This is a genomic window from Sphingomonas aurantiaca (genome assembly GCF_003050705.1).
Lineage (GTDB): Bacteria > Pseudomonadota > Alphaproteobacteria > Sphingomonadales > Sphingomonadaceae > Sphingomonas > Sphingomonas aurantiaca.
Window position 1 is genome coordinate 208023 of sequence record NZ_QAOG01000002.1, and the last position, 17726, is coordinate 225748.

19 protein-coding genes are annotated in these 17726 nt (G+C 66.8%); 17 read left to right on the forward strand and 2 right to left on the reverse strand.

The features are described 5' to 3' along the window. Nucleotides 1–96 precede the first annotated feature (96 nt). A complete protein-coding gene (gene alaS, locus C8J26_RS06400) occupies nucleotides 97–2742 on the forward strand; it encodes an alanine--tRNA ligase (protein WP_107957218.1) in 2646 nt (881 codons plus the stop codon). A 280-nt stretch (nucleotides 2743–3022) separates the two neighbouring features. Here the strand turns inward: alaS and C8J26_RS06405 are convergent, their stop codons facing one another. After that, entirely contained in the window at nucleotides 3023–4669 is a 1647-nt protein-coding gene (locus tag C8J26_RS06405) for a thiamine pyrophosphate-binding protein (RefSeq protein ID WP_107957219.1), read from the reverse strand. Nucleotides 4670–4791: 122 nt separating this feature from the next. Here C8J26_RS06405 and C8J26_RS06410 point away from each other — a divergent pair, with 122 nt between their 5' ends. The 15 genes from C8J26_RS06410 (at nucleotide 4792) to nadA (ending at nucleotide 16473) form a co-directional block, all read left to right on the forward strand. Beyond that, complete coding sequence (locus C8J26_RS06410) at nucleotides 4792–5691, forward strand: SMP-30/gluconolactonase/LRE family protein (protein WP_107957220.1); 900 nt, start codon at nucleotides 4792–4794, stop codon at nucleotides 5689–5691. A gap of 53 nt (nucleotides 5692–5744) precedes the next feature. After that, complete coding sequence (locus C8J26_RS06415) at nucleotides 5745–6455, forward strand: CoA transferase subunit A (protein WP_107957221.1); 711 nt, start codon at nucleotides 5745–5747, stop codon at nucleotides 6453–6455. Further along, nucleotides 6452–7387: an HAD family acid phosphatase gene (locus tag C8J26_RS06420; protein ID WP_425275398.1), complete on the forward strand. Its 936-nt coding sequence runs from the start codon at nucleotides 6452–6454 to the stop codon at nucleotides 7385–7387. The genes C8J26_RS06415 and C8J26_RS06420 overlap by 4 nt, the downstream gene beginning before the upstream one ends. Continuing rightward, nucleotides 7387–7710: a DUF5076 domain-containing protein gene (locus C8J26_RS06425; protein WP_055879586.1), complete on the forward strand. Its 324-nt coding sequence runs from the start codon at nucleotides 7387–7389 to the stop codon at nucleotides 7708–7710. Before C8J26_RS06420 ends, C8J26_RS06425 begins: the two co-directional genes overlap by 1 nt. After that, nucleotides 7710–8345 (forward strand): 3-oxoacid CoA-transferase subunit B, encoded by a 636-nt coding sequence (locus C8J26_RS06430; RefSeq protein ID WP_107957223.1) that lies wholly within the window; start codon nucleotides 7710–7712, stop codon nucleotides 8343–8345. The genes C8J26_RS06425 and C8J26_RS06430 overlap by 1 nt, the downstream gene beginning before the upstream one ends. Further along, complete coding sequence (locus C8J26_RS06435; protein ID WP_107957224.1) at nucleotides 8345–9238, forward strand: alpha/beta hydrolase; 894 nt, start codon at nucleotides 8345–8347, stop codon at nucleotides 9236–9238. Before C8J26_RS06430 ends, C8J26_RS06435 begins: the two co-directional genes overlap by 1 nt. 115 nt (nucleotides 9239–9353) lie before the next feature. Next, a complete protein-coding gene (gene leuC / locus C8J26_RS06440) occupies nucleotides 9354–10790 on the forward strand; it encodes a 3-isopropylmalate dehydratase large subunit (protein ID WP_407818112.1) in 1437 nt (478 codons plus the stop codon). 97 nt (nucleotides 10791–10887) lie between these two features. Next, a complete protein-coding gene (gene leuD / locus C8J26_RS06445) occupies nucleotides 10888–11517 on the forward strand; it encodes a 3-isopropylmalate dehydratase small subunit (RefSeq protein ID WP_107957225.1) in 630 nt (209 codons plus the stop codon). Continuing rightward, entirely contained in the window at nucleotides 11480–12478 is a 999-nt protein-coding gene (locus tag C8J26_RS06450) for an NADPH:quinone oxidoreductase family protein (RefSeq protein ID WP_208631336.1), read from the forward strand. The genes leuD and C8J26_RS06450 overlap by 38 nt, the downstream gene beginning before the upstream one ends. A 112-nt stretch (nucleotides 12479–12590) precedes the next feature. Then, nucleotides 12591–12914, forward strand: a complete 324-nt coding sequence (locus C8J26_RS06455) for a DUF1476 domain-containing protein (RefSeq protein ID WP_107957227.1) — start codon at nucleotides 12591–12593, stop codon at nucleotides 12912–12914. Nucleotide 12915: 1 nt separating this feature from the next. Next, the gene (locus C8J26_RS06460; protein ID WP_056420018.1) at nucleotides 12916–13146 is read left to right on the forward strand and encodes a BolA family protein; all 231 of its coding nucleotides are present in this window, start codon (nucleotides 12916–12918) and stop codon (nucleotides 13144–13146) included. Between the two features lie 10 nt (nucleotides 13147–13156). Beyond that, the gene (gene grxD / locus C8J26_RS06465) at nucleotides 13157–13480 is read left to right on the forward strand and encodes a Grx4 family monothiol glutaredoxin (RefSeq protein WP_107957228.1); all 324 of its coding nucleotides are present in this window, start codon (nucleotides 13157–13159) and stop codon (nucleotides 13478–13480) included. 420 nt (nucleotides 13481–13900) lie between these two features. Further along, the gene (locus C8J26_RS06470; protein ID WP_107957580.1) at nucleotides 13901–14758 is read left to right on the forward strand and encodes an MBL fold metallo-hydrolase; all 858 of its coding nucleotides are present in this window, start codon (nucleotides 13901–13903) and stop codon (nucleotides 14756–14758) included. Beyond that, nucleotides 14740–15462: a DUF4230 domain-containing protein gene (locus tag C8J26_RS06475; RefSeq protein ID WP_107957229.1), complete on the forward strand. Its 723-nt coding sequence runs from the start codon at nucleotides 14740–14742 to the stop codon at nucleotides 15460–15462. The genes C8J26_RS06470 and C8J26_RS06475 overlap by 19 nt, the downstream gene beginning before the upstream one ends. Before the next feature lie 27 nt (nucleotides 15463–15489). Further along, on the forward strand, nucleotides 15490–16473 hold the full coding sequence (gene nadA / locus C8J26_RS06480) for a quinolinate synthase NadA (protein WP_056420006.1): 984 nt from the start codon (nucleotides 15490–15492) through the stop codon (nucleotides 16471–16473). Between the two features lie 52 nt (nucleotides 16474–16525). Here the strand turns inward: nadA and C8J26_RS20395 are convergent, their stop codons facing one another. Next, complete coding sequence (locus C8J26_RS20395; RefSeq protein ID WP_156359758.1) at nucleotides 16526–16672, reverse strand: hypothetical protein; 147 nt, start codon at nucleotides 16670–16672, stop codon at nucleotides 16526–16528. A gap of 166 nt (nucleotides 16673–16838) precedes the next feature. Between C8J26_RS20395 and nadC the strand changes: the two genes are divergently transcribed. Then, complete coding sequence (nadC, locus tag C8J26_RS06485) at nucleotides 16839–17687, forward strand: carboxylating nicotinate-nucleotide diphosphorylase (protein WP_107957230.1); 849 nt, start codon at nucleotides 16839–16841, stop codon at nucleotides 17685–17687. Nucleotides 17688–17726 lie beyond the last annotated feature (39 nt).

The following is a 17726-nucleotide window of genomic DNA, read 5'->3' on the forward strand; positions in this document are numbered from 1 at the left end:
CCCCGCCTTCGCGGGGAAACATACTACGCTGGTTGTCCCGTCACGCCCCTACACCTCTACTTGAGCGAACCGCCGCGCTCGCCTAAGTCCCCCCGCATGACATCGACGAACGACATCCGCCGCGGCTTCCTCGACTATTTCGGTTCGCAGGGGCACCAGATCGTACCCTCCGCGCCGCTCGTCCCGCAGAACGACCCGACGCTGATGTTCGTCAATGCGGGGATGGTGCCGTTCAAGAACGTCTTTACCGGCCTCGAATCGCGACCCTACACGACCGCGACGTCGTCGCAGAAGTGCGTCCGCGCGGGCGGCAAGCACAATGATCTCGACAATGTCGGCTACACCGCGCGGCATCACACCTTCTTCGAAATGCTCGGCAATTTCTCGTTCGGCGATTATTTCAAGGAACAGGCGATCACGCATGCGTGGACGCTGCTGACCAAGGAATGGGGCCTGTCGCCGGACAAGCTGACCGCGACCGTCTATCACACCGACGACGAGGCGTTCGACCTCTGGAAGAAGATTGCGGGCCTCCCTGAGCACCGGATCATCCGCATTCCGACCAAGGATAATTTCTGGTCGATGGGCGACAACGGGCCGTGCGGGCCGTGCTCGGAGATCTTCTACGACCACGGCGACCACATCCCCGGTGGCCCTCCCGGCAGCCCCGACGAGGATGGAGATCGCTTCGTCGAGATCTGGAACCTCGTGTTCATGCAATATGAGCAGGAAAATGCCGAGATCGTCGGCAATTTGCCGAAACCCTCGATCGACACCGGCATGGGGCTCGAGCGCATCGCCGCGGTGATGCAGGGCGTCACCGACAATTACGACACCGACACGTTCAAGGCGCTGATCGCGGCCTCGGGCGCGCTGACGCATACCGCGACCGACGGCGCGAACACCGCGAGCCACCGCGTAATCGCCGATCACCTGCGCACCGCGGGCTTCCTGGTCGCGGACGGCGTGCTCCCTGCGAACGAGGGCCGCGGCTATGTCCTGCGCCGGATCATGCGCCGCGCGATGCGTCATGCGCATATCCTGGGCGCGAAGGAGCCGCTGATGCACCGGCTGGTGCCTGCGCTCGTCACCGAGATGGGCGCCGCCTATCCCGAACTGTCGCGCGCGCGCCCGCTGATCGAGGCGACGTTGCAGCAGGAGGAGACGCGGTTCCGCCAGACGCTCGACAAGGGGCTGAAGCTGCTCGACGAGGCGACCGCGGACATGACCGAGGGGACGCTCGCGGGCGACGTCGCGTTCAAGCTCTACGACACCTATGGCTTCCCGTACGACCTGACCGAGGACGCGCTGCGCGAGCGCGGGCTCGCGGTCGACCGCGAAGGCTTCGACACCGCGATGGCCGAGCAGAAGCGCGCGGCGCGGGCCGCCTGGAAGGGTTCGGGCGCGAAGGCCTCGGACGACATCTGGTTCGACATCGTCGAGCAGTCCGGCGGTACCGAATTCCTCGGCTATGCGTCGGACACCGGCGAGGGCGAGGTCGTCGCGCTGGTCAAGGACGGCGCGCGCGTCGACCATGCGACCACCGGCGACACGGTGTCGATCGTCGTCAACCAGACGCCCTTCTACGGCGAGAGCGGCGGGCAGGTCGGCGATGCCGGGCATATCTCGACCGACACCGGGCTGCGCGCGACCGTCACCGAGACATCGAAGCAGCTCGGCCGCGTGTTCGTCCATCACGCGATCGTCGATGCGGGCGGCATCAAGGTCGGCGAGTCCGTGAAGCTCCAGATCGACGTCGCGCGCCGTGCGCAGATCCGCGCCAACCACTCCGCGACGCATCTGCTGCACAAGGCCTTGCGTGAACGCCTCGGCAAGCATGTTGCGCAGAAGGGGAGCCTCGTCGCGCCCGATCGCCTGCGCTTCGACTTCTCGCAGCCGGTCGCGATGACGCCAGCCGACATCGCGCAGGTCGAGGCCGATGTGAACGCACAGGTCCGCGGCAACGGCGCGGTGACGACGCTGCTGATGACCCCCGACGATGCGATCGCGATGGGCGCGATGGCGCTGTTCGGCGAGAAATATGGCGACGAGGTCCGCGTCGTATCGATGGGGACGCAGGACGACGGCAAGACCTATTCGATCGAACTGTGCGGCGGCACGCACGTGACCGCGCTCGGCGATATCGGCCTGTTCAAGGTCGTCGGCGAAGGCGCGGTGTCGAGCGGCGTGCGCCGCGTCGAGGCGCTGACCGGCGAGGCGGCGCGCGCCTATCTGACCGGGCGCGACGATCGCCTGCGCGAGGCGGCGGCGGCACTGAAATCGACTCCCGACGAAGTGCCCGCGCGCGTCGCGGCGCTGATCGAGGATCGCCGGCGTCTCGAGCGCGAACTCGCCGACGCGAAGAAGGCGCTGGCGCTTGGCGGCGGCAGCGGCGGTGAGGTTGCGGGCCCCGAAGAGGTCGGTGGCGTGGCGTTCATCGGGCAGGTGCTAAACGACTTCGAGGCGAAGGGCCTGCGCGGCGCGGTCGACGAGGCCAAGCAGCGGCTGGGGTCGGGGATCGCGATGCTCGTCGCGATCAACGACGGCCGCGCCTCGGTCGCGGTCGGCGTGACCGCGGATCTGGTCGCGAGCCGCAACGCGGTCGACCTGCTGAAGATCGCGGTCGCGGCGCTTGGCGGGCAGGGCGGTGGTGGCCGTCCCGACATGGCGCAGGGCGGTGGTCCCGATGGCGCCAAGGCAGCGGATGCGGTGGCCGCGGTGCGGGCGGCGCTGGCGGGCTGAGGGGCTGACGGGTTTTCCGCTTCGTGGCGTTCCCCCGCGGACGCGGAGGCCCAGCTAAATACCGACAGCGCCCGGTACCCTGGGCCCCCGCTTTCGCGGGGGAACGGTGAGGGTAAGGCGCTTACCTAGCATCACCACCACCCCGGCGAAGGCCGGGGCCCAATTGGCAAAGCCAACGTAATGGATGGCCGTCCGCAGTTACTGCTGTCCCCCAATTGGGCCCCGGCCTCCGCCGGGGTGGGGCTTCGGGTAGGGTCGTGGCGTCATCATCAACCAAAATTTATGCCGCCCCGCGCACCTTCGCCAGCGTCGTGCCCGCGGTGATCGCCTCGATATCCGTCACCAGGTGCAGCAGCCGCACGCCCGACTGCCCCATCGCCCGATCCAGCACAGCGACGAAATCGCCCGTCTGCGTCACCGTCTCCGCCCAACACCCATAAGCCCGCCCGAGCGCCGCGAAGTCCGGATTGCGCAGCGCCGTCCCCGACACGCGGCCCGGATACTCCCGCTCCTGGTGCATCCGGATCGTCCCGTACCCGCCATTGTCGACGACCAGCACCAGCATATCCGCCCCGTGCGCCACCGCGGTCGCCAGCTCCTGCCCGTTCATCAGGAAACACCCGTCGCCGGCCAGCGCCACGACCGTCCGCTCGGGATGCCGCAGCGACGCGGCGACTGCCGCGGGCACGCCATAGCCCATCGCCCCGGCGGTCGGCGCGAGTTGCGTCCCCGGCCCGGCATAGGGCCAGTAGCGATGCCACCAGCCCGAATAATTCCCCGCGCCGTTGCAAATAATCGCATCCGCGGGCAGCCGCTCGCGCATCGCGGTCACGCACGGCCCCAGATCCATCGCGAGATCGCGCGGGCGTGGCGTCGACCAGTCGCGCCATTCGGCATGCGCCTCCTGCCCGGCGGTGCGCGGCGGCAGGTCGAGCAGCAGCAACGCCTCGGCGAACTCCGCCATCCCCGCGCACACCGCGACGTCCGCGTGGTAGGCACGCTGCAACTCGTCGGGATCGGGATGGACGTGGATCAGCCGCTGCCCCGGATGATCGGGCGTGATCAGCGCATAGCCATCGGTCGTCGCCTCGCCCAGCCGCGGACCGACGACCAGCAGCAGATCCGCCGCCTTCACCCGTTCGACCAGCCTGGGGTTGGGGCCATAGCCCAGATTGCCCGCCCAGACCGGGCAGTCGTTCGGGATCGCATCCTGCCGCCGGAACGCCGCGGCGACCGGAATGCCGTTGCGATCCGCCCAGGTCGAGAACGCGCCCGACGCCGCCACGTCCCAGCCCGCGCCGCCGACGATCGCGACCGGGCGCTCCGCCGTCGTCAGCAGGTCGGCGAGCAGATCCATCGTGTCGGTGTCGCAGCCTTGCGCCACGCGCTCGACCCGCGGCCGATCCACGGCCTCCACGGCGTCGAGCAGCATGTCCTCGGGCAGCGCGAGCACCACCGGCCCCGGCCGTCCCGACAGCGCGGTCGCATAGGCGCGCGCGACATATTCGGGGATGCGTCGCGCATCGTCGATCCGCGCCGCCCATTTGGCGATTGGTGCGAACATCGCCTGGAAATCGATCTCCTGAAACGCCTCGCGGTCGCGCGTGCTGCGGTCGATATCGCCAACGAACAGGATCATCGGCTGCGAATCCTGCATCGCGACATGCACGCCGATCGACGCGTTGGTCGCGCCGGGCCCGCGCGTCACGAACGCGACGCCGGGCCGGTGCGTCAGCGTGCCGTCCGCGCACGCCATGAACGCGACGCCGCCCTCTTGCCGGCACACCACCAGGTCGATCGCCGGCGTATCGTGCAGCGCGTCGAGGACGGCGAGGAAGCTCTCTCCCGGTACGGTGAAGATCCGGTCGCAGCCCTGTGCGACGAGTTGGTCGACCAGGATGCGGCCGCCGGTGCGTGTGGTGCTCATCGCGGCATCCTGCCGTCCGTTTCGCGCGAAGTCGAGAAACGTCGTGCGCCCGCGGCGTTCTCGCTTACTCTTGCCGCGTTCACGAAGCCGGGGCCGAACCCGACTCGGGGCAGGAGAGGATCATGACCGAATTCACCATCGTCGCCAGCGGCTTGCGCTTTCCGGAGGGCCCGGTGTCGATGCCCGATGGCAGCATCCTCCTCGTCGAGATCGAGGCCGGCCGCATCACGCGGATCGCCGCCGATGGCATCAGGACGACGGTCGCCGAACCCGGTGGCGGCCCCAACGGGCTCGCGATCGGTCCAGACGGCCTGCTCTATTGCTGCAACAATGGCGGCTTCGCCTGGCGCGAGACGAACGGCTTCCTCACCCCGCATGGCCAGCCGCACGACTATTCGGGCGGGCGCATCGAACGGATCGACATCGCCACCGGCGCGGTCGAGACGCTCTACCGGGACGGCGACTTCGGCTGCACGCTGCGTGGCCCGAACGACATCGTCTTCGATTCGCACGGCGGCTTCTGGTTCACCGATCACGGCAAATCGCGCGATCGGGCGCGCGACATCACCGGCATCTTCTACGCCAGGGCCGATGGCAGCCATCTCGCGGAAGTGATCTTCCCCAGCGAAAATCCCAACGGCATCGGTCTCTCGCCCGACGGCACGCGGCTGTACGCGGCGGAAACCTTCACCTGCCGGCTGATGGCGTTCGACATCGTCGCGCCGGGCAAGGTCGCCAGTGCCGCGGGAACGCCGCTCTACCGTCCCGCCGGCTACAAGTTCTTCGATTCGCTCGGCGTCGAGGCGGGTGGCAACATCTGCGTCGCGACGATCGGCGAATGCGGGATCAGCGTGATCTCGCCGGCGGGCGAACTGGTCGAGTTCGTCGCGACCGACGACGTCTTCACCACCAACATCTGCTGGGGCGGCGCGGACGGCATGGACGCCTATATCACCTGCTCGGGCAGTGGCCGGCTCGTGAAGACGCGGTGGAAACGCCCTGGTCTCGCGCTCGCTTACTAAGTTGCCGAGCGCCGGACGGCGTCTTATGCGAGGCGAAAGCTCTAGGAGGATGCATGGCGAACAAGCGCTACACCGATGCGGCAACGGCACTCGAGGGCGTGCTGTTCGACGGCATGACGATCTGCGCGGGCGGGTTCGGGCTGTGCGGCATCCCCGAGCGGCTGATCGACGCGATCGAGGCATCGGGGGTCAAGGATCTGACGATCGCCAGCAACAATGCCGGGATCGACGGGCAGGGCCTCGGCAAGCTGCTCCGCTCGCGCCAGGTCAAGAAGATGATCTCGTCCTATGTCGGTGAGAACAAGGAGTTCGAGCGGCAATATCTGAGCGGTGAGCTCGAGGTCGAGTTCTGCCCGCAGGGGACGCTCGCCGAACGCTGCCGGGCGGGCGGCGCGGGCATCCCCGGCTTCTATACCAAGACCGGCGTCGGCACGTTGGTGGCGGAGGGCAAGGAGGTGAAGACCTTCGACGGACAGGACTATATTCTCGAACGCGGCATCCGTGCGGACCTGAGCATTATCAAGGGCTGGAAGGCGGACGAGAGCGGCAACCTGATCTTCCGCAAGACCGCGCGCAACTTCAACCAGCCCATGGCTACCGCGGGGAAAATCTGCGTCGCCGAGGTCGAGGAGATCGTGCCGGTCGGCAGCCTCGATCCCGACACGATCCACCTGCCGGGGATCTATGTGAAGCGGATGATCGTCGGCGCGCCCTACGACAAGCAGATCGAATTCCGCACCGTCCGCGAGCGGGTCTCGGCGTGAAATCGGCGCTGTTGTCCGGCGAACGCAGCAGTGCGGGTTCGCGGGCGCTGCGGGCGGTATCCTGGGCTCCTGCGTTCGCAGGCGCACTGGCCTTGCAGGGCTGCGTCAGCGTGTCCGCGCCGACGTCGATCGCCGCGACACCGACCGCCGCGGTGCCGGTGACGGTCGACGGCGTCCCCGCGGGGATGCAGTATCTCTATGCCTCGGGCGAAGCCGCGGCGGTCAGCATCCAGGCGTGGAACGCACTCGTCAGCTATGTCCGCGCGCAGCGCACGCCGACGTCGGTCGTCCTCGCGCCCGGCGCGTCGCTTGCCGCGCCCAGCTGGACCACGTGCGGCACCAAGCCGAAAGCGGCCGTGTTCGACGTCGACGAGACCGTGCTGCTCAACCTCGGCTTCGAATATGATGCGGCGTCGGGCCAGCCCTGGTCCGATTCGCGCTGGCAGGCGTGGGAGCGGACCGGCATCAAACAGGTCGCGCCCGTCCCCGGCGCGATGGCGGCGCTGACGCAACTCCGCGCGATGGGCGTGACCGTCGTCTTCAACACCAACCGCTCCGCCGCCAACGCCGCGCAGACTCAGGCGACGATCGAGGGTGCAGGGCTCGGCCCCGCGCGCCACGGCGAAACGCTGTTCCTGTCGGGCGACGACGCGACCGGCTCGAAGAAGGACGGCCGCCGCGCGACGATCGCCGCGAAATATTGCGTCGTCGCGATGGGCGGCGATCAGCTCGGCGATTTCAGCGATCTGTTTAACGTGGGCCAGGCCCCCGCCGCGCGTCGCGCCGTGGTCCAGTCGCCCGCGATCACCGCGAAATGGGGGGCAGGGTGGTTCGTGCTGCCCAACCCCGTCTACGGCACCGCGCTGAAAGGCTCGCGTGACGAAGTATTCCCGCCCAACGTCCAATGGGCTCCGACTGGAGGCATGCGCTGATGGCCGATCATCCCGCCGATCACCCCAATGCGATCAAACTCGATGCAGGCGCCGCACTGACCGACGAATCGGTCGAGGTCGCGCGCATCTGGATCACCAACAATGCGGGCAGCAACGTGCTGATCGATGCAGGCGTGCTCGAGGATCCGACGGTGTTCGGCTATCTGCTCGCCGACACGATCCGCCACGCCGCGCGCGCCTATGCGGGCACCTGGGGCCTTGCCGAGCATGCCGCGTTGCAGGCCATCGTCGAGGGCGTCAGCGCCGAACTGCGCGACCAGGTCACGACCATCTCGACCATCCAGGAAGGAACGCTCAACTGATGCCGTGGGATCGCAACCAGATGGCCGCGCGCGCCGCCAGGGAACTCAAGGACGGCTATTACGTCAATCTCGGCATCGGCATCCCGACGCTGGTCGCCAACAACATTCCCGACGGCATGACCGTCACGCTCCAGTCGGAGAACGGGATGCTCGGGATCGGCCCGTTCCCCTATGCGGGTGAGGAGGATGCCGACCTGATCAACGCGGGCAAGCAGACGATCAGCGAACTGCCCAGCTCGGTATATTTCAGCTCGTCCGACAGCTTTGCGATGATCCGCGGCGGGCATATCGACCTGACGGTGCTCGGCGCGATGGAGGTCAGCGAGGACGGCGACATCGCCAACTGGATGATCCCGGGCAAGATGATCAAGGGCATGGGCGGCGCGATGGACCTCGTCGCGGGCGTCAAGCAGATCATCGTCGTGATGGATCACACCGCCAAGGACGGGACGCCGAAGTTCATCCCGTCGTGCACGCTGCCGCTGACGGGCAAGAACGTCGTCGACATGATCGTCACCGACCTTGCGGTGTTCCAGCGCCCTGACCACGACTCGCCCTTCAAGCTGATCGAACTCGCCCCCGGCGTCACCGCGGACGCGGTCGCGGCGAAGACGACGGCGCGCTACACCGCCTGATGAAGCGCGCTGCCATCGTCCTGGCGTTGATCGTGATCCTGATCGCGGGCGCGGCGTTCTCCGCGGGGCCCGGCACGCTCAGCGTCCTCGACGGCGTGATGGGCGGTGGCCGCGGGACCGCGCGGGTACGCGAGGGGGTGCCGTTCGGCACGCATGGCCAAAAGCTCGACGTCTGGCGTCCGTCCGGTGGCGCGAAGACCGGGCTGCCGGTGCTGATCTTCTGGTATGGCGGCGGCTGGGTCCACGGCTCGCGCGGCGCCTATGCGTTCGCGGCGCGCGCCTATGCGAAGGCGGGCTACGTCGTCGTCATGCCCGATTACCGCAAGGTCCCCGACGTGCGCTTCCCCGCCTTCCTCCAGGACGGCGCCGAAGCGGTGAAATGGACCCGCGAGCACATCGCGCAATCGGGCGGCGACCCCAACCGGATCGCGGTCGCAGGACATTCCGCAGGCGCGTACACCGTAGCGATGCTGACGCTCGACCAGCGCTGGCTGAAGGCGGAGGGCGTCGATCCGCATATCATCAAGGCTGCGGTCGGGCTGTGCGGGCCGTACGATTTCTACCCCTTCACCGCCAAACGCGCGATCGACGCGATGCAGGGCGCGGCCGATCCGGTGATGACCCAGCCGATCCACTTCGCACGCGCGGATGCGCCGCCGATGCTGCTGATCACCGCGGGCGACGACACGCAGGTCAAGCCGCACAACGCGATCAACCTGACCGCGCGGCTGAAGGCGCTGGGGGCGCCGGTGACGCACATCGATTATCCCGGCTTGAGCCACGAGAACGTCGCGATGGCGCTGTCGAAACCGTTTCGCGGTAAAGCCCCGGTGCTGGCCGACAGCGTCGCGTTCCTCAATGCGGCGATGCCCGCTCCCCCACCGTCATCCTGACTTTCGTCAGGATGACGGATGGAGGCCGATACGCGCCGCGCCGCCGTATTCCTGCGACCGAAAATTACATCAAACCTTGGCGTCGCAGCCCTTTTCGGTTACCGCGCGCCCCATCATGGCTATTCCACAAACGCTGTACGAAAAGATCTGGGCCGCGCACGTCGTCGAACGTCGCGACGATGGCACCTGCCTGATCTATATCGACCGTCACCTCGTCCACGAGGTCACCAGCCCGCAAGCGTTCGAAGGCCTTCGCGTCGCCGGGCGGAAAGTCCGTCGTCCCGACCTGACGCTTGCCGTCCCCGATCACAACCTGCCGACGACGCCGCGCAAGGACGCCGCCGGGCGTGTCCTGCCGATCGCCGATCCCGAAAGCGCGCAGCAACTCGATGCGCTGCGCCGCAATACGACCGAGTTCGGGATCGACTATATCGACGCGACCGCCGCCGAGCAGGGCATCGTCCACGTCGTCGGCCCCGAGCAGGGCTTTACGCTGCCCGGCACGACGCTCGTCTGCGGCGACAGCCATACCTCCGCGCATGGTGCGCTCGGCGCGCTCGCGTTCGGGATCGGCACGAGCGAGGTCGAGCATGTCCTCGCCACGCAGACCTTGCTCCTGTCGCAGGCGAAGACGATGGAAGTCCGCGTCGATGGCGAACTCGGTTTCGGCGTCAGCCCGAAGGATGTCATCCTCGCGATCATCGGCAAGATCGGTGCAGCGGGCGGCACCGGCCACGTCATCGAATTCACCGGCAGCGTGATCCGCGCGATGTCGATCGAGGGCCGCCTGACGATCGCCAACATGTCGATCGAGGCGGGCGCGCGCGCCGGGCTGATCGCGCCCGACGACACGACCTTCGCTTATCTGAAAGGTCGCCCGATGGCGCCGACCGGCGAGAATTGGGACAAGGCCGTCGCGTGGTGGCGCAGCCTCGCGACCGATCCCGGCGCGACATACGACAAGTCTGTCGTGCTCGATGCCGCCGATATCGCTCCGGGTCTTACCTGGGGCACCAGCCCGGAGGACGTCGTGCCGATCACCGGCGTCGTCCCCGAGCCGTCGAGCTTTACCGACCCCGCCAAGCAGGCGGCGGCGCAAAAGTCGCTCGACTATATGGGGCTCACCGCTGGCACCGCGATGCGCGACGTTACGATCCAGCACGTCTTCATCGGCAGCTGCACCAACAGCCGCATCGAGGACCTGCGCGCCGCCGCGGCGATCGCCGACGGGCGCCATGTCGCCGACGGTGTGCGTGCGCTCGTCGTCCCCGGATCGGGGCTCGTCAAGCGGCAGGCGGAAGCCGAGGGGCTCGACCGGATCTTCATCACGGCAGGGTTCGAATGGCGCGAGCCCGGCTGTTCGATGTGCCTGGCGATGAACCCGGACAAAGTCCCTGCGGGGGAGCGTTGCGCTTCCACGTCGAACCGTAATTTCGTCGGCAGACAGGGTCCCGGAGCGCGCACGCATCTGGTATCACCCGCAATGGCGGCGGCGGCGGCGGTAACGGGCAAGCTGAGCGACGTCAGAGAGTTAATGGGGGCAAGCGCATGAAGAAGGTTTTCGTATTGCTGGCGGCGGGCGCAATGCTCAGCGGCGTAGCGGCTTATGTCGCATCGGCACGCGTCGTCCCGGAGCACACGGAACAGCGATGACCCCCGTCACCACCGTCTCGGGTCGCGCCTATCCGTGGGGCGCGAAGAACATCGATACCGATGTCATCATTCCGGCGCACTGGCTCAAGACGATCACGCGCACCGGCCTAGGCCGTGGCGCGTTCGAGACGGTGCGCGCCGATCCGGCAAACATCTTCGACGATCCGCGTTACGCTGGGTCGCCGATCCTGATCGCGGGGGACAATTTCGGCTGCGGCTCGAGCCGCGAGCACGCCGCCTGGGCGCTTGCCGACATGGGCATCACCGCGGTGATCGCGCCGAGCTTCTCCGACATCTTCTCGGGGAACGCGTTCAAGAACGGGATCGTGCCCGTCGTCCTCCCGCAGGAGGCGATCGACCGCCTGCTGGAGGTCGCACAGGACCAGATCGTCACCGTCGACCTCGAAACGATGACCGTGACCACCCCGTTCCAGGATCGCTTCAGCTTCGATCTCGACGCATTCCGTCGCCAGTGCCTCATGGAAGGGCTGGACGAAGTCGGTCTCACGCTGGCAAGGGATACCCAGATTTCGAAATTCGAGGAGGCGGTCGCATCGAATCGCCCCTGGACGACGGTGGAGAGCGGGTATGCGAGCATTGGTGTCGAAGGCGATCGGCGGACCTGAAACTCTGGAAATGGTCGAGCTGCCCGATCTGGTGGCCGGCCCCGGACAGGTCGTCGTCGCGGTCAAGGCCTGCGCGATCAACTTTCCCGACGTCCTGATCATCGAGGACAAATACCAGTTCAAGCCGGAGCGGCCGTTCGCACCGGGTGGCGAGATCGCCGGCACGATCGATTCGATCGGCGAGGGCGTGACCGGTTGGTCGGTCGGCGACCGGGTCATTGCGATGCTTGGCCATGGCGGTCTTTGCGAGAAGGTGATCGCCGACCCTGCCAAGCTCTACCGCCTTCCCGAAGGTCGCAGCTTTGCCGAGGGCGCATCGCTGATCCTCACCTACGGCACGACAATCCACGCACTGCTCGACCGCGGGCATATCCAGCCGGGGCAGACGCTGCTGGTGCTCGGCGCCGCCGGCGGGGTAGGGCTCGCGGCGATTGAACTCGGCAAGGCGTTCGGCGCGAAGGTCGTCGCCGCCGTCTCGTCGGAAGAGAAGGCCGACGCGGCGAAATCCGCCGGTGCTGACGACACGCTGATCTATGCCCGGGCGCCGTTCGATAAGGCGCAGTCGAAAGCGCTCGCCGAACAGTTCAAGGCAGCGGTCGGTCGCTATGGCGCACACGTGATCTACGATCCGGTGGGCGGCGATTATGCCGAGCCCGCGTTGCGCTCGATCGCCTGGGAGGGGCGGTACCTCGTCGTCGGCTTCCCCGCCGGCATCCCGAAACTCCCGCTCAACCTGACCCTGCTCAAGAGCTGCGACGTCTGCGGCGTCTTCTGGGGCGCGTTCGCGGCGCGCGATCCGAAGGCGAACCAGGCGCATATCGAAACGCTGTTCGATCTCTGGGCAGAGGGGAAGATCGCGCCGCGAGTCACCGAAGTCTTCGCATTCGAAGACGGTGGCAAGGCAATCGCGAAGATGGCCGCGCGCGGGGCGATCGGCAAGCTGGTGGTCGAGATCGGCTAACAGTATCGTACCGGCGGTCGACAAGTCGATCCCGGCTGGCGCGGCATTGTTGCGCATGCGCCGTGCGCGACCTATCTCGGGGCCGTATGAGACTGCACCGGGGACCCGCGCTATGACCACATTCGACGATCGCGAACGCGCCAGCGAGGCGCATTTCGTGCGCGAGGATGAAATGGCATTCCGGATCACCGCGCGGCGCAATCGCCTGCTCGGTGTGTGGGCGGCACATGAGATGAACCTGACGCCCGAGGAAACCGATGCCTATGCCACCGCGCTCGTCCATGCCGACATGGAAGGCGGCGGCGATGACGACGTCGTCCGCAAGCTCGTCGGCGACATGACGGCTGCCGGGCTCGATCATGACGAGGCGACCGTGCGCCGCGCGCTTGCGCAGCAGATGATCGAGGCACGTCGCCAGCTGATGGAGGCACAATAAGATGCCGATGGCTGCCGACGATATTGCCACCATGATCCGCGACGCGATCCCCGATGCGCAGGTCGAGATCACCGATCTTGCCGGTGACGGCGATCATTATGCCGCGAAGGTCGTTGCACCGAGTTTCGCCGGCATGAGCCGCGTGAAGCAGCACCAGGCCGTTTACGCCGCACTCGGCGGCCGCATGGGCGGCGTGCTGCACGCGCTCCAGCTTACCACTGCAATTTCCTGAGGACGAAGACATGACCGACGACACAAACGCCCGCATCGACGCCGTGGTGAAGGCCAGCCCCGTAGTATTGTTCATGAAGGGCAGCCCGCTGTTCCCGCAGTGCGGCTTTTCCAGCCGCGCGATTGCGATCCTCAACCATCTCGAAGTCGAGTTTGAGAGCGTCGACGTGTTGCAGGACCAGGGCATCCGTCAGGGTATCAAGGCGTACTCGGACTGGCCGACGATTCCGCAGCTCTATGTCGACGGTGAGTTCGTCGGCGGCTCGGACATCATGATGGAAATGTACGAGAGCGGCGAACTCGCGCAGCTGTTCGAGAAGCAGAAGACGGTCTGAAGTTGCGGTGGGGTAGGGCGCAGTATCCCGTTGATCACCGCGGTCAGTATGCCTCACCTCACCTCCGTCATCCTGACGGAAGTCAGGATCGAGAGACAAGAAAGGTTGCCCTTCGTCATCCTGGTTCCTGACATTCGTCAGGATGACGAGTCCGGTGCGCATGTATCTTGAGGTGGCACCGGGGAGGGTGGATCGACGCGAGACCGGAAGGAAGCGGTCGATCCACCCTGCATGAACGCAGCAGCGTTCGGTGACATTCCCAATCTTGCACCCTGCGTGCCAACTTCTGTTGGGCGCCGTCTTGCGCGGCACGCGATAGTTAATAGCGATTTCCCGTTGCGACGACTTGTAAAGATCGCCGACATTTGACTGAAACGCTTGGGTCTTGCCATCGCCGCGCGAAGCCGCCATTTCGATCCCATGGCTGAGCATCCGACCGGTATCCCGATCCAGCTCGAGCCGCTCGTCGTTCGCGTGCTCGCGCCCAATCCATCGCCCTTCACGCACACGGGTACGCAGACGCACATCGTCGGCCGTACCGACGTGGCGGTGATCGATCCCGGACCCGACGACCCCGCGCATATCGCTGCCTTGCTGCGCGCCATCGATGGTCGTCCCGTGACCGCGATCGTCGTCACGCACCACCACCGCGATCACAGCCCTGCGACACGACCGCTACAGGCGCTCACGGGCGCGCCGATCGTCGGCGCCGCGCCGTTCGATCTGGACGATGCCGGCGCGCGCGCGGATGCGTCGTTCGACAGCGCCTATGCGCCCGACCGCGTGATGGTCGAGGGGGATAGGATCGAGGGCAATGGCTGGACGCTGGAGGCGATTGCGACGCCGGGCCATACCTCGAACCATCTCGCCTTCGCGCTGCCCGAGACCGGGGCGCTGTTCTCCGGCGATCACGTGATGGGCTGGTCGACGACGATCGTCTCTCCCCCCGACGGCAACATGACGGCGTACATGGCGAGCCTCGAAAAGCTGATGGGCCGCGACGACCGCGTCTATTATCCCGGGCACGGCGAGGCGATCGAGAAGCCGCAGCGGCTCGTCCGCGGCATGCTCGGCCATCGCAAGCAGCGCGAGGGGCAGATCCTGCGCCTGATCCGCGAGGCCGCGCGGTCGATCCCCGCGATGGTCGAGCGTATGTATGCAGGGCTAGACCCGCGGCTCGTGCCCGCGGCCGAGCGATCGGTGCTCGCGCATCTCTACGATTTGCAAACCCGCGGACTGGTGATCGAGGAAGGCGAAGCATGGCAGACGAAAACCTGACTCCCGCACGCGGTGGCGGCATCGGCGGCTTCCTGGCCAAGGCGGTCGGCGTGGTCGTCATCCTCGTCCTCGCCGCCCTGCTCGCGATGTGGGCGGTGCAGCGCTATGTCAGCGACCGCCTGACCCCCGATCCCACCACGATCGCCAGCGCCAGCCTCCAGGGCCTGCGCGAACAGAACCGCCTGTCCGCCTTCGCCGCGCGCTATGTCGCGGTCGTCACCTCGAAACAGTCGCAGCTCGGCTTTACCACCGAGAAGACGCTGATCATGCCCGGCATGGTCCGCTACGAGGTCGACATGGCCAAGCTAACCCAGGCCGATGTCGCCTGGGACGGCGCGAGCAAGACGCTGTCGGTGCGCCTGCCCGCAGTCGAGGCGGATGGCCCGCAGGTCGATCTGAATGCGGTCCGCGAATATGGCTCGGGCGGTGTGCTGACGACCTTCACCGACGCCGAAAAGCGTCTCGACGCCGCCAACCGCCGTGCCGGCCAGATCGAGCTGATCCGCCAGGCGCGCGAACCGGCGATGATCACGCTCGCGCGCGATGCCACGCGCCGGGCGGTCGAGCGCAGTTTCGCGATGCCCTTGCGCGCCGCCGGGATCGACGCCACCGTCGCGGTGCGCTTCGCCGACGAGCCGACCGCGAGCACCGAGCGCTGGGATACCTCGCGCTCGTTGCAGGACGTGCTAGGGAACAAGCCCTAAAAGACGGGCAGCACTCGGGATACGATCATGGAATTGAACCAGAACTTCGCCGGCATCGACATTCGCGCCGAGATCGAGCGGCTCCGCAAGGAGAAGAACGCGGTCATCCTCGCGCATTATTATCAGAAGCCCGAGCTTCAGGATCTGGCGGATTTCGTCGGCGACAGCCTAGACCTGTCGCGCAAGGCCGCCGCCACCGATGCCGACGTGATCGCGTTCTGCGGCGTGCGGTTCATGGCCGAGACCGCCAAGATCCTGTCGCCCGACAAGATCGTCGTGCTGCCCGACATGGATGCCGGCTGCAGCCTTGAGGACAGCTGCCCGCCCGAGCAGTTCGCCGCGTTCCGCGCCAAGCATCCCGATCACATCGCGCTGACCTACATCAACTGCTCGACCGAGGTGAAGGCGCTCTCCGACATCATCGTGACCTCGTCGTCGGCGGACACGATCCTCGCGCAGATCCCGCCTGAGCAGAAGATCATCTTCGGCCCCGACCGCAATCTCGGCGGCTATCTCGCGCGCAAGACCGGTCGCGACATGCTGCTGTGGCCGGGCGTGTGCATCGTCCACGAGGCGTTCAGCGAAACCGAGCTGATGAAGCTCAAGGCACAGCATCCAGGGGCACCCGTGGTGGCGCATCCCGAATGCCCGCCGATCATCCTCGATCACGCTGATTATGTCGGCTCGACGCGCGGTATCCTTGATTACGCGCTGGCGATGCCGGGCGACACGCTGATCGTCGCGACCGAGCCGCACATCATCCACCAGATGGAGAAGGCGCTGCCGAACAAGCGCTTCATCGGTGCGCCGGGCGCGGACGGCAACTGCAACTGCAATATCTGCCCGTACATGGCGCTCAACACGCTCGAGAAGCTGTACGTGGCGCTGCGCGATCTCTCGCCGCGCATCGAGATCGAGGAGGGGCTGCGGCTTCAGGCAAAGAAGAGCCTGGATCGGATGCTGGAGATGGCGTCGAACACGGTCGGCAAGGGCGATCTTGGCCCCAAGTAAGGCGGGCAACGGTCGGGGAGGCGGATCTGCCTCTCCGACCGTTAGCTGGTCGTCAGGCGGTGGGCTCGTCTCCGCCGAGTTCAGCCAGCGCCTGGTCGATATGGATCGCCGCCAGCGGCATCTGCAACGCGTCCGCCAGCGCGAGAGCCTCATGCAGCAAGGCGCTCAAACGTGCTGTGTCGGTCGTCGTGGTATGCATAGCTAAATCCTTGGATAACGTTCGCGAAACCCGCGAACCGTGCATTCGTTCCAGCCCTTGTAAAATATTATACGAGCTGCTCACCGGCGTAAATCTGCTGTTCCGGAGCAGCGATTTTTGGCACCGGATCGGGCATCGCCGACCGGTGATATTTGGGAGACGCTAGGTGAACGCAACATTGCCCGACTCGTTCGATATCGGCGCCTTCGTCGCCGCGACGCTGGCGGAGGATCTCGGGACGATCGGCGACATCACCTCGGCCGCGGTCATTCCCGCCGACGCGCGGTTTACCGGCGTGATGGACAGCCGTGATCCGATCGTCGTGGCCGGACTGGCGCTTGCCGAAGCCTTTTTCCGCACGCTCGATCCCGATGTCCGGATCGAACGGCTGGTGCAGGACGGCGACTTGGTGGCGGCCGACACCGACCTGCTTCGGCTGGAGGGGGCAGGGCGCGCGCTGCTGACGGCGGAGCGTTCGGCGCTCAACACCGTCCAGCATCTGTCGGGCATCGCGACGATGACGCGTTGGTACGTCGACGCGATGGCCGGGACGGGGGCAATCCTGCTCGACACGCGCAAGACGATTCCCGGGCTGCGTGTGCTCGAGAAATACGCGACGCGGATGGGTGGTGCGCAGAACCACCGGATGGGGCTGTGGGACGCGGCGATGATCAAGGACAATCATGTCGCGGTCGCCGGCGGCGTCAGCGAGGCGGTGCGCCGGGCCAAGGCCGCGGGAATCGCGCATGTCATCGTCGAGGTCGACCGGATCGACCAGATCGAACCCGCGCTCGCGGCGGGCGCGACGCACCTGCTGCTCGACAACATGCCGCCGCCGACCTTGCGCAGCGCGGTCGCGCTCGTCGCCGGACGCGTGCCGACCGAGGCGTCGGGCGGCGTCAACCTGGAGACGATCCGGGCGATTGCGGAAACCGGCGTCACCTATGTATCGGTTGGCCGCTTGACGCAGTCCGCACCCGCGGCGGATATAGGGCTGGATTTTACGACCGCTTGATCGCCGTTGCAGTGCGGTGTGGCGTCCGTGACGCACTAC